General features: G+C 45.0%; 11 protein-coding genes. 7 read left to right on the forward strand and 4 right to left on the reverse strand.

The features are described 5' to 3' along the window. Window positions 1-50 precede the first annotated feature (50 nt). The 5 genes from ACYQ2M_RS10145 to ACYQ2M_RS10165 all read left to right on the forward strand — a co-directional run bounded on the left by ACYQ2M_RS10145 (window position 51) and on the right by ACYQ2M_RS10165 (window position 4,998). Entirely contained in the window at window positions 51-1,661 is a 1,611-nt protein-coding gene (locus ACYQ2M_RS10145) for a fumarate hydratase (protein ID WP_459916220.1), read from the forward strand. A gap of 652 nt (window positions 1,662-2,313) precedes the next feature. Then, window positions 2,314-3,468, forward strand: coding sequence for a hypothetical protein (locus tag ACYQ2M_RS10150; protein WP_459916221.1), 1,155 nt, complete (start codon window positions 2,314-2,316; stop codon window positions 3,466-3,468). 336 nt (window positions 3,469-3,804) lie between these two features. Beyond that, window positions 3,805-4,254 (forward strand): flagellar export chaperone FliS, encoded by a 450-nt coding sequence (fliS, locus tag ACYQ2M_RS10155; RefSeq protein ID WP_459916222.1) that lies wholly within the window; start codon window positions 3,805-3,807, stop codon window positions 4,252-4,254. After that, window positions 4,244-4,555 (forward strand): hypothetical protein, encoded by a 312-nt coding sequence (locus ACYQ2M_RS10160; protein WP_459916223.1) that lies wholly within the window; start codon window positions 4,244-4,246, stop codon window positions 4,553-4,555. Before fliS ends, ACYQ2M_RS10160 begins: the two co-directional genes overlap by 11 nt. A gap of 38 nt (window positions 4,556-4,593) precedes the next feature. After that, window positions 4,594-4,998, forward strand: a complete 405-nt coding sequence (locus ACYQ2M_RS10165) for a flagellar protein FlaG (protein WP_459916224.1) — start codon at window positions 4,594-4,596, stop codon at window positions 4,996-4,998. Window positions 4,999-5,189: 191 nt separating this feature from the next. On the opposite strand, the gene ACYQ2M_RS10170 is transcribed toward ACYQ2M_RS10165, so the two are convergent. Beyond that, a complete protein-coding gene (locus tag ACYQ2M_RS10170; protein ID WP_459916225.1) occupies window positions 5,190-6,647 on the reverse strand; it encodes a sensor domain-containing diguanylate cyclase in 1,458 nt (485 codons plus the stop codon). A gap of 329 nt (window positions 6,648-6,976) precedes the next feature. Here ACYQ2M_RS10170 and ACYQ2M_RS10175 point away from each other — a divergent pair, with 329 nt between their 5' ends. Next, a complete protein-coding gene (locus ACYQ2M_RS10175) occupies window positions 6,977-7,486 on the forward strand; it encodes a chemotaxis protein CheW (RefSeq protein WP_459916226.1) in 510 nt (169 codons plus the stop codon). A gap of 2 nt (window positions 7,487-7,488) precedes the next feature. Next, the gene (locus ACYQ2M_RS10180; RefSeq protein WP_459916227.1) at window positions 7,489-9,840 is read left to right on the forward strand and encodes a methyl-accepting chemotaxis protein; all 2,352 of its coding nucleotides are present in this window, start codon (window positions 7,489-7,491) and stop codon (window positions 9,838-9,840) included. Window positions 9,841-10,022: 182 nt separating this feature from the next. Here the strand turns inward: ACYQ2M_RS10180 and ACYQ2M_RS10185 are convergent, their stop codons facing one another. The 3 genes from ACYQ2M_RS10185 to ACYQ2M_RS10195 are packed head-to-tail and all read right to left on the reverse strand — an operon-like array spanning window position 10,023 to window position 12,434. Further along, the gene (locus tag ACYQ2M_RS10185) at window positions 10,023-10,538 is read right to left on the reverse strand and encodes a chemotaxis protein CheD (RefSeq protein WP_459916228.1); all 516 of its coding nucleotides are present in this window, start codon (window positions 10,536-10,538) and stop codon (window positions 10,023-10,025) included. 38 nt (window positions 10,539-10,576) lie between these two features. After that, window positions 10,577-11,626, reverse strand: a complete 1,050-nt coding sequence (locus tag ACYQ2M_RS10190; protein WP_459916229.1) for a protein-glutamate methylesterase/protein-glutamine glutaminase — start codon at window positions 11,624-11,626, stop codon at window positions 10,577-10,579. A 25-nt stretch (window positions 11,627-11,651) separates the two neighbouring features. Beyond that, a complete protein-coding gene (locus ACYQ2M_RS10195) occupies window positions 11,652-12,434 on the reverse strand; it encodes a CheR family methyltransferase (protein WP_459916230.1) in 783 nt (260 codons plus the stop codon). Window positions 12,435-12,558: the final 124 nt, after the last annotated feature.

Genomic DNA, 12,558 nt, shown 5'->3' on the forward strand with positions numbered 1-12,558 from the left:
ATCTCAGAAAGAAGATGGCTTTGGTAAAATAAGCCTGAAGGAGATTTTTAATGGTTGATTTTAAGTATGAAAAGATGTTTCCCCTGGGTGAAGATACCACCGAATATAGACTGCTGACCAAAGAGTATGTAAAGGTCCGGGAGCTTGAGGGCAACGAGGTTATTTTTGTGGAACCCCAGGCCCTTACGGAACTTGCCCAGGCAGCGTTCAAGGATGTGGCACACCTCTACAGGACGGATCATTTGAAAAAGCTTGCAGGCATCATTGATGATGCTGAAAGTTCAGATAATGACAAATATATTGCCCTGGAGCTTTTAAAGAACGCCGTTATTGCGGCGGATAAGGTCTATCCCATGTGTCAGGACACGGGAACCGCCATCATAATGGGTAAAAAGGGGCAGAAAGTATGGACCTGGTCCGATGATGAAGAAGAGCTTTCCCGGGGGGTATTTAATGCCTACACCGAAAATTATCTTCGCTATTCCCAGAATGCACCTCTGAATATGTTTAAAGAGCAGAATACCAAGTGTAATCTGCCTGCCCAGATTGATCTGTATGCCACCCAGGGCGATGAGTACAAGTTTCTTTTCATGGCCAAGGGCGGAGGGTCTGCAAACAAGACTTTTCTCTATCAAATGACCAAGGCTGTTTTGAATTCCGAAGAGATTCTGCTTGATTTCATGACCGAAAAAATGAAATCCCTGGGCACTGCTGCCTGTCCACCTTATTATATTGCCTTTGTCATTGGGGGAACCTCCGCCGAGGCCAACTTGAAAACCGTGAAGCTTGCCTCTGCCAGGTATCTGGACACCCTTCCCCTGACAGGGGATGACACTGGCCATGCCTTCCGGGATGTGGAGCTTGAAGGTAAGGTCATGGAACGGGCAGCAAAGCTTGGGCTTGGCGCACAGTTCGGAGGCAAGCACTTTGCCCTGGATGTAAGGATCATCAGAATGCCCCGCCATGGGGCCTCCTGCCCGGTGGGCATTGGCGTCAGCTGCAGTGCAGATCGTCAGATCAAGGGTAAAATTACCCGGGACGGGGTTTTCCTTGAACAGCTGGAAGAGAATCCTGGAAAATTCCTGCCCAAGGGTGAACCGGAAATGGCTGAAGCCGTGCAGGTGGATCTCAATCGTCCCATGGACGAAATCCGGGCACAATTGAGTCAGTATCCAGTGTCCACAAGATTGCTGCTCACAGGTAAGATAATTGTGGGCAGAGACATTGCCCATGCCAAGTTTAAAGAACGTCTGGACTCAGGCAAGGGTTTGCCAGATTATCTTAAAAATCATATTATTTACTATGCAGGCCCTGCCAAGACCCCTGAAGGTCAAGCATCTGGTTCTTTTGGACCCACCACCGCCGGCCGCATGGACCCCTATGTGCCTGTCTTCCAGAAAGAGGGCGGTTCCATGATCATGTTGGCCAAGGGAAACAGATCCCAGCAGGTCACCGACGCCTGTAAAAAATATGGCGGCTTTTATCTGGGTTCTCCCGGAGGGCCTGCGGCCCGCCTGGGCAAGGATTTTATAAAGAAGGTAGAGCTGGTAGAATACGAGGAGCTTGGCATGGAAGCCGTTTTCATGATGACAGTGGAAAATTTTCCCGCCTTTATTATTGTGGACGATAAGGGAAATGATTTTTACAGTGACCTGCTGTAATCCGACCAATTGTTTTTCCTTGAAAAATTAGTATTGAATAGAAAATACCAGGTTCCCTTATAGAAAGGTTCCTGGTATTTTTTTTGAGGGAATTTTAGAAAAACAAGGAGGTGTAGAGCTTTGCACTGACTGTTTCGTTGTGTCAAAATAGTGACGATATTTTTCGTTTTGTTATGAATTTAAAAAATTCATCAATGATTTTGAGGTTTTTGGGGTTGGTTTTCCATAAGTGCCCCGGTGCGTTTTCATCACTTGATTTTAGGGTTGTTGATAATAAATAGTCAGATTAGCTAATGCTCTACGGTATGCACAACCCTAATAAATCTCAGTCTTGAGCATGTACAAGAATTAAGAGCGTAATTGCAATATGTTAAACATGAACCTGCCAACAAAACTACATAAGTCATTCCATCCCTGTGTTGAATACCAAGGAGGATTCAATGCAGCATATTTTCTGGCACGATAATTGTATATTTCTAATTACTATCATTATTGTTTGTTCTGAAGAGAAATTTTACAGTATCTTGACAGGAATTTCGCCCTGTTGGTGATTACGAGTGATTTGATTTTTTAACAGGGCGCGTCAAGACGGGCTTTATCATAACACCGGCCAAATGTTCTGTTTGCAGATGATAAGCCCCAAGGATGGATTATGCAGGTAAATTATATAGATAATATTATTCAGTCTGGAAGTGAAGTGTTTCAATTAACCGAAACAGGAAAATCATCTCAATTTCAGACGCTTTTCCAGGAAAAAATTGCGCCCTCGGGGAGGAATACGCTCACATCACAGATCACCACCTCGGAGAATATTTCTGAAAATCAGCGGGTATGCCTTGGAACACTTTCGTCTGAACATCCAACGGTTTCCCATCTGCTTTATGCTTCTTCCCATAAAGATAAATGCTGGAATATTTTGGCCCGTGAGGTCAATGCAGACAAACAGTTTACCCGCATTGCTTCAGGGACGTCCATATTTATGGACCTCCATACATCTGAAATACTCTGGGGACCCAGTGTATCTGAGTCTCCTTCTAATATTTCCAATGTAAAAAAGCAAATACCGGAAACTAAACCACCAGTACCTGCCATGACACCGGATTCGAACATGAATGTTGGGGGGGATGTTAGCCCATCTGATTTTTTGTTTGAAAATGTTTTAGAAAAGGCTCCGATTCCATCCGAAGCCATATCGGAAAACCCGGCTCCATCTTCTCCGGGACTCGATCAGGCAGTAGGAGCTTTTATCGGAACTTCCTATTCCCGGATGAACTGCTATGAACTTGTAGTGGGAGGACTGAAACGCATGGGGGTTCAGTATGGAGGGGCCAATGGGTTGTCCAGGCACTTGGTGCAGCAAGCTTACCGTGAAGGGAAATCATCATACAGTCTTCATTCTGGTGAAGGACTCATAGGAGCCATAGGATCTGATGTTTTCATGGAAAGAATTCCCCGTGTCAGCCGTATTAATTCCCAGGCCCGGGCCGTAATGAAAAAGATGGAAGATGTGCTCCAGGAAGGTCAAATTCTCTCTTTTTCAACACCCACCAGTGGGCACACGGGGGTGATTTCCAAAAAGGGAGAAAGCTGGACCTATATTAATTCCGGCGTCATGGACCATAATATGGCCGGTAAAAACGGGGGTAGGGCCGTGGGGGAAGAACGGCTTAATGAGGAAATAAAAAACTGGCTTCGACGCGCACAAAAAGATGGTAATTCCCTCACTATTACCCTGGGGGAGGTGGATAGCACGAAACTTTCCAGATTTCAGCGCAACCCATCTGCCAATCTTTCCCAGCGGGTCTGATACTTCCATAACACTTTTGGGGGCTTGCTTATAACCTTTATCAAACTTTATAATTGGGTGTGTCGAAAAGGTGGGCACTCGCTTCTTTTTAAGGTAAATTTAAATATAAGTGCCTATTACGCAACCCTGACTTCACCCCAATGTGCCCGAAGTTGTGAATTAGCCCCCCCCCCTTTTTTCATGAAAAAATTTAAGTTTTTTTTATTCTTGTCCGATAGAAACGATAGCTGACAAAAAAAGGTCTGCACCCGGATTTATGGACCAATGGTTGGTATTACACTCCAGTCCGGGGTGGTCCTGTATTTAAATGTTAATGGGATAGAAAGGAACCTTTTCATGATACCTGCCGGTTATGCTACATACACCAGAGTCGTCGCCACCACCGTTGAAAACAAAGAAGATATCCTTGTGATTCTCTATGAGAACCTGTTAACGGAAATGAAAAAAGCCCGCATGGGCATTGAAGACAGAAATCCGAAAGTTAAAGGAGAGAGCCTTTCCAAGGCATTTTCCATTATCACAGAGCTCGATTGTGCCCTTGACAATGATGCCGGGGGAGACATTGCTGAAAATCTCTCCATATTATATCATTATGTAATGGATCGCTTGACCGTTGCAAATATTAAATATGACCTTGCCGCCCTTGATGAAGCGGAAGAGGTCCTTATTGCACTCAATGACGGGTTTAAAGATGCTGTGTCCCAACACAAATCTTCCGGTACAATGACTTCTGTTGCCCGGGATGCTCAGTTCTCATCTTCCGGGAGATTGTCCGTTGCCGTCTGAAGCCATGGTACTGGTGTATAAACGCCTGATGGAAACGGCGGAGCAATTACAGGTTGCACTGGCTGAAGATTCTGATGTCGAGGTATTTATGAATCTGCTGGAACAACACCGGCTGGTTGTGGTTCAGTTGAAACAACTGGAGCCGGAGATACAACCGGACAGTATGGAACTCATCTCCAGGGCAAGGGATAAAGTATTTGAATTGGTGGGGCAGTTAAGTCATCGGCGTGATGATCTGGCAGGACAGATAGTGCAGAGCCGAAACAGAAAAAGAGCATTTGACGCCTATCATAAAATTTAGTAAAATTGCTTTTACATAAACACAAAAAAAGGTAGGTTATGATGATTGAATCTGTAAGTACAGCGGCAAAGATTCCACCGGTGTCCAGCCCGCTGATTCACCAACCTGTGTCCGGTGGGGGATTGCCCGATCCGGAAGAAAAAAACCAGGCCACTGTTGCCGCGGAAAAGTCTCAATCCTCAATGGAGACCACGGATAAATTTGAACCCAACTTGGAGGATGTATCTGAAATTGTGGATGCAGTCCAGGAATCCCTTGACACGATAAAGGAACAGACCACACACCTTAGGTTTTCTGTACATGAACAGACGGACCAGGTGATGGTGAAAGTGACAAATCCGGACTCTGGTGAGGTGATTAGGGAGATTCCCTCCCAGGAATTTCTGGATCTTGCTGCCAAATTTGAAAAAATGGTTGGCTTGATGTTTGACGTGAAAATTTGAATATTCCCTAAGTCATAAGGGGCTCAGCAATTATCAATCTAAAGTATAACCAGGATAGAGCTCAGGAATACTTTTTCTCATGGCTTTTAAATACCCCAAATGACGGTAATCACCTTCCGTAACGAAGATGTCATTCCGGATTATTGCAAATCTCTGGGCACAGTTTTATATAAAAAACTTGCCTGCAGTCATCAGCGCTGTTTTTTTTTCATGAGATATAGTTTCATATCTGCAGAATGGAGCAAGTCCTGTTCGTTCTGGAAGATGTCATTATGCAAATATCCGTTATCGGTTTTGTTCATGGCAGTTGAGATACCATAGCTGATTTTTATGGGTATTTTATGTGATTTCCATGGAAAAATATGCCGGGAAATCTTTTCTTGGATACGTTTTGTCAGGATTTCCGCCATTTCCAGATCCGTTTCCGGCAGTAGAATGGCAAACTCATCTCCTCCATACCGGGCCACGACATCCGTGGTGCGAACAGATTGTTTTAAGCAATTCGCAAGTTCCTGCAATACCATGTCACCTGCCAGATGTCCATAAATATCGTTCACATCCTTGAATTTATCACCGTCAATCATAACCAGTGAAAGGGGTTTCCCATAGCGATGGACTCGTTTAAACTCATTGTGAAGAATTTCTTTGAATCGTTTGTGATTATACAGCCCGGTCAAACCGTCCATGTCGGACTTTTCTTTCAGACGGTTGAATTTCTGGGCGTTGTTTAAGGACATGGCAAGGATATTTGAAAATGTGGACATTAACTCGGTGTCAGAGCCGCTGGAACTTGGGTCTGTGCGGAGTGTGATGCATGCCATTCCCAGCAGACTGCCTCCGGTATGAAGGGGTAGAACATGGGTTGGGGGATGCGTTTTGTTTTCAATATCTGCCGTGTTTTTAATTTTCTGGGAAAATTCCATGCAGTGGATGGTTTCTGCAGGCACATTATTACCGGAGATCGTCAAAAAAATGGCGGACATCTCCCGGACGATGTGGGGCCCTATCTGTATATCCGGCGCATGACAGGAGAGATACCAGTTGTCACCAATACGGTAAAGCATGGAAAATAATTCCAGATCCACCACATCCATGAGCCCGGCATCTAGTATGCGGGACATGATTTCATCCCAGTGGAGATCATAGGCGATTTTGCTGCTGAGTCGATTAATAAAATTGAGTTCTGAATTTTTACGTTTCAGAGCCTGTTTTTCAATTTCCAGGCGTTCATTGACGTCCTGTAAATCTCCCATCATTTTAAGAATGCGTATAAAGGCCTTTCTGTTTTCCAGTCCACCCAGCAGGGTGTCAAATATTCGTTCCTCGATCAGATGCCTTTCAATGAAGGCATACACACCTTTTTGCAACATTTTTGAAATATTGTCCGAGGTTGTATGATTGCCATAAAGAATGATGCATGCCTTGGAACGATTTGCCTGGAGTTGATCCAAATAGACATTTACCTTTTCCTGGCCCAGGTTATAGTCAATGATAATGGCTTCGTAGCTTTCCTGGTGCATGATTTCTTTAACCGCAAAGGCGATTTTATGTCTCTGAACAGTATATCCTTTTGGGATCAAAAGCTTGTCAAACAACTGTCGGTCTGTTTCAGCGTCTGTGATGATAAGGGTATTAATGTTCCTGTCCATTTTTAATCTCTATTGTCAGATATGGTCGGTTAACTGCACAGGGTGTTTTGCTTTGTGAAACTATCGATATATAAATAATGCACAATACGTGCCAGGATTAATAGTTTTCTGATTTGTTCATTTAAATAAAAGCAATGAATCCTTTAATATGTGCTTATTCAAGGTAGAACCGGTAAAATGGGAATGAGCATCTTCATCGGTGTAAAATTTTTGGGCTTGTGCTCTTGGAGGTAAACGGGTAAGTAAAAACAGGATTATGATTAAGCCTTAGGATAAAATGCATATTTCAATTAAACTGGATTCTTTATTAAACAAAGGGAGGAAGACCAATGGCAGACGGTGTCAAGCAAATGAATCAGGCAGTAAAACAAATGACCATGAAAACCGGTAAATATCTTACATTCACCCTGGAAGATGAGACCTATGGTATCGGCATCCTTAAAGTAAAGGAAATCATCGGCATGATGCCCATTACATCGGTACCCCAAACACCGGAATTTGTCAAGGGCGTCATTAATCTTCGGGGAAAGGTGATTCCGATTCTTGATCTACGATTAAAATTTTCCATGGAAGCGGTCCCTTATTCCGAGCGTACCTGCATTATTGTGGTGGAAATCCTCTCCGATGGGGCCACCGTGCTAATCGGAGTGGTTGTGGACGCTGTATCAGAGGTACTCAATATCCGGGAAGATGAAATTGAAGAAACCCCAAGGTTTGGCACCCGGCTCAACACAGAGCATATCCTTGGCATGGCCAAGATGGAAGGGGGGGTGAAAATCCTTTTAAATATTGATCAGGTGTTATCCACAGATGAAATTGCAAGCCTTGGAAGGGTGTGAGAATGAAAAAAATCGGTCTGGGAATGAAAATTTCGCTGGGCTTTGGGGTTTTGATTGTAATGTCCATCTTGCTTGGTGGAAAAGCGGTGTGGGATATGAACCGGGAGCGTGTACAGATCACTATATTGGCTGATGAACACATCCCGGAGGTTGATGTGGCAACGGAACTTCGGGGCGCGGTGAATCGATTGATGTATGAAATGAGGGGATACGGGTTCACCGAAGAGCAGGGGTTTTACGATGCCGCTTTAAAAGAACTTGCTCTTGTGGAAGTCAGCCTTGAAAAAGCACGGTCCCTTGCGGCAGAAGCCACAGATTTGACAAAACTCAAAGACCGCCTTGAACAGGTTGCCAGCGCATTGGACGCCTATGAAGAATTGTCGAGACAGACCTTTGATATAACAGCAAAACTGAATGGAAATCGCCGCGTTCTTGAGACATCTTCCGAAGAATACATGGCCAACGCAGCGGCTTTTCTCAGCGGACAGAACGAAAAATTAAAGCGTGTTCTCAATGAGCGTCAGGAAAAAATTAAAATAGTTACCCAGTTTGTGGAAAACGGATCGGTCGCAAGGGTTTTTAACTATAAATTTCGTGCGCTTGGTCATGAGGCGTTGATGCAAAATGCCATCTCTACTATTGACAGTATAGCAGGTCTGCTGCCATATCTTAGGTCCATCACCCGGGATAAGGCTAATTTGAAACATATTGATGGCATAGAAACGGCTGCACAGAATTATAAGGATGCCATGGACACGTTTCTGGTGGAGCGGCGGAAGGGACGAATGGCAGATGATCGCCTTCTGGAAACTCTTCAAATACAGATGGATGAAGCTGCTGCCATATATGTGGAAAATTGTGATGCCTTTCTGGCATCGCAGCAGAATAATCTCAGCATGGATGTATTGAACAGCCAGCTGAAGGTGACAATGGTCAACGAAATCATTGAACTTGGCCATGAAATCAGAGTCAGTGTTTATAAATCCCAGACCCTCCGTGATCCCCAGATTTTGAGAAACGCTCTTCATGATTTTTCCAGCATAGAAACATCCTTTGAGAGTCTTAAATCAATTACTTACGACAGCGATGATTTTGAAAAAATCACCACGGTACAGTCGGTATCTGAGGTTTACAGGGATACCATGACCCAGTGTCTTGAAAATTGGCTTTTGCTCCAGGAATTGGGAGATAAACGATCTGAGGCCGGAAAGACATTGATCAATGCCTGTAAAATCACCGCAGATGAAGGCATGAAAGCCACACAGCAGATTGCCGGAGATACTGTGAGGACCATTTCTCATATGTCCCGTCTAATGGTTATTGGATTGACTGGTGCATTGCTCCTTGGTATAGTGGCAGCTTTTTTTATCATAAGAAGCATCACGGCACCTGTTAAACATATTGTAGGAGGCTTAAGTGATGGTGCCAGTCAGGTGGCATCGGCATCCACACAGGTTTCTTCCGTCAGCCAGTCCATGGCCGAAGGATCATCCGAGCAGGCGGCTACAATTGAAGAAACTGCCTCCTCCATGGAGGAGATGGCTTCCATGACAAAGAATAATGCCCAGAATGCAGATCAAGCAGACCGGTTAATGAAGGATGTGAACCAGGTGGTGAATGATGCCACTGGGTCCATGGAACGACTGAGTCATTCCATGGATGGAATTTACAGGGCCAGCGAAGAGACTTCCAGGATTATTAAAAGCATTGATGAAATCGCATTTCAAACTAATCTGCTGGCCCTTAATGCGGCGGTGGAAGCAGCAAGGGCTGGCGAAGCCGGTGCGGGATTTGCCGTGGTGGCAGATGAGGTAAGAACCCTTGCCGTGCGGGCAGCCGAGGCAGCAAAAAACACAGCAACCCTTATACAGGGCACGGCAGAACAGATTAATGAGGGGGCACAACAGGTTGTCGCGGCAAACAATGCCTTCGGTAAAGTTTCAGAAAGCACTGCCAAGGTAGGGGCCTTGGTGTCAGAGATCTCCCATGCATCAAAAGAGCAGTTTAATGGCATTGAGCAGGTCAATAAAGCCATTGCGGAAATGGACAGAGTTGTTCAGCAAAATGCAGCCAATGCAGAAGAATCTGCCTCTACGGCCGAAGAAATGAGCGCCCAGGCACAGCAACTGAGGGAGCATGTGGAAAAACTTGTCATGCTCATCACCGGCAGAAAGAAAGACCGTTTTCTGGGGGCGGATGAAAATGAAAAACGGATTAATAAAATGATGTCATCCGCGCAATCGATTGCTCTTGCCGATACTGGACCACATGACGAGAAAAAAACAGTGCACCAGCACAACGAAATTAGACCGGATCAGGTTATTCCCTTTGATGATGATTTCGAGGCAACTTAAGAGAGGCGACTTTTATGGATTTATCGTTTTTAAAATTCCGAATGGATGGTTTTATATATTGGCATTGATTAAACGGTAAATCATAGAACTGCAGGCTGTTTTGATGGCTGCTTTTTATCCGTAGTTTCTGTGTTTGGATCCGACTGACAGATGTTGTGACCAAGCCCGGAAAGTCGCATTTATCATCTGGAATCCTCGTTATAGGGATACCAGTCCGAAGCCCTTAATGAACCGGTTTTAAGAATGGCCACGTCATTGGTGAGGGTGTTAAAAATTATTTTTCTCCCAAGAACGCCCCCCACATCCTCAGATACAATTCGAATGTTCATGCGGTTTAATATCTGTCTTGCCATGGCGATGTTATCTCTGCCGATATCCCGGGGTGAGACCTCGTCATTGAATGCCCCTCCAAAAATCTGAGACTGAATGTGTTTCGCCTTGGAACCCTGACGAATCATCATGGTGACCAGTGCCCGGGTGGCCACATTTCCATAGATGGGATAGGCTTTTTCAGTGGTACTTTTCATGGGCAGTTTGTATAAATTCATTCCCCCGGTTTTTTTTTTTTTATCAAAGAGACAAACCGCCACACTGGATCCCACCACCGCTGAAATAGCAGTGGGTGCTTCGGGCAGATATATAAATCCAGGTTTCAGGAAGTAATCGGCAACAACAATGTCTTTTGTATTGTTTTTCATGATGTAATGTCAGGCTTAGGTTGTGTTTTTGAATTTGTTCAAATTCTTCCGATCATGTTTAAAGCGGCCTGGGCAATCTGGTTCAAGGGAAGAATTTTATCAACGGCGTTTAGTTTCACCGCTTCTTTGGGCATCCCATACACCACGCAAGTTTTTTCATCCTGAGCGATGGTGGGGGAACCCGCTTCTTTCATGGCCAGCAGGCCCTTTGCGCCATCGGCCCCCATGCCGGTTAGAATAATTCCAAGTGCATTGGCGCCAGCATTCATTGCAACGGTTTTAAAGAGCACATCCACGGCCGGTCGCTGGTGATGCACCCGGGGACCGGATTTTACCTGGACATAATATCTGGCACCGCTTCTTTTAAGCAGCATGTGAAGGTTACCGGGGGCAATGAGTGCTTTGCCATTGGTGATGGTTTCCCCGTCAACGGCTTCAGATACGGTGATATCACACTCATTGTTTAATCGTTCGGCAAAGGCCGCAGTGAAATTTGGCGGCATGTGCTGTACCACCAGGATTCCTGGGGCAGAACGGGGCATCTGGGTAAGTACCTTCTTTAATGCCTCTGTGCCGCCGGTGGAGGCACCTATGACAATGAGTTTGTTTGTGGTTTCTGACAGTGCCCGGGGGGTAAATGTGGCTTTGCTGACAGCGGGTTTGGGCTCTTGCCTGAGTCTGGTTTTTACATCAACAAAGGCCACGGCCTTAATTTTTTCTTTTAGCTGGGTACCCATCTCCCCCACGGAATAGGCCACAGATGGTTTGGACAAAACTTCCAAGGCACCCAAGGCCAGTGCTTCCAGGGCCAGCTTGCTGCTTTTGGGGGTCAGTGAGCTTACTACGATCACCGGAAGGGGGTAGTGTTTCATGAGGTGTCTTAAAAAAGTGATACCATCCATGCGGGGCATTTCAATGTCCAAGGTTATCACATCCGGTCTGAGTTTAACAATTTTGTCCCTGGCCACATAAGGGTCCGGGGCTGTACCCACCACCTGTATGCCGGGATCTTTGTCAAGCTGCTGGGAGAAAATTTTGCGAACCACGGCAGAGTCATCCACGATCAATACTTTAATTTTATGGCCCATAATGAATTCGGATTCTCCTTTGTGGTTATTTCTTCTGATAGGCGCTTGGAATCACGTGGGACATGGGGTGATTGATGCCATTAAGACTTTCAGACATCCCCACAAAAAAATAACCACCGGGCTTCAAAGCGCTGAGCAGATTATCCACCACATGCTGTCTTGTGGCATTGTCAAAGTAGATCATGACATTTCTGCAGAAAATAATATCAAATTGCTGTGAGGGATGATCTGAGATGAGATTGAATTTATCAAAGGATACATGTCTCTGGGTTTCGGGTTTGACCCGAATACTGTTTTCCCATTTTCCCCGGCCCTTTTGAAAATATTTTGACAGAGAGGGGTGGGGAAAAGTTTTTAATCGTTCCCGAGGATAAATACCTTGTCTTGCAATTTTAAGCATGGTGTCTGAAATATCCGATGCAAAAATGGAAAATCTGAAATTGGCATCCAGTAACTGGGCGGCAATGGAATAGGGTTCTTCGCCGCTGGAGGATGCAGCACTCCAGATTTTTATGGGTTGGGAAGCATCTAAATGCTTTACAAGAAATTCACAATGTTTGTTTTCCCGGAAAAAATACGTGTGGTTGGTGGTGATGGCATCAATGAAACTTAAAAATTCTGTATGGCTCTGGGACAGTAGTTTGAGATACTCGGAAATATTTTCGGTTCGTGTGATCCGGATGCGTTTTGCAATTCTGGCACGCAGCAGGGCCAATTTTTTTTCTCCGATGACAATACCACATTCTCTGTAGATGAGGTTGGATAAATTTTTAAGCTGTGAAGGCGTAATGTCTGTGGTATAAGTCATTTGTTTCTCTTGTCAGTGCTGGTTGTCTCAGGTGAAGACCACAAAATTGAAGATCTCAGGCTCTCTTCGGGCTTGTGCACAATATCAGCAAGCCGTAATAATCATCGGGCCAATGGTGAGGTTT

The organism is Desulfocicer niacini (assembly GCF_054657595.1).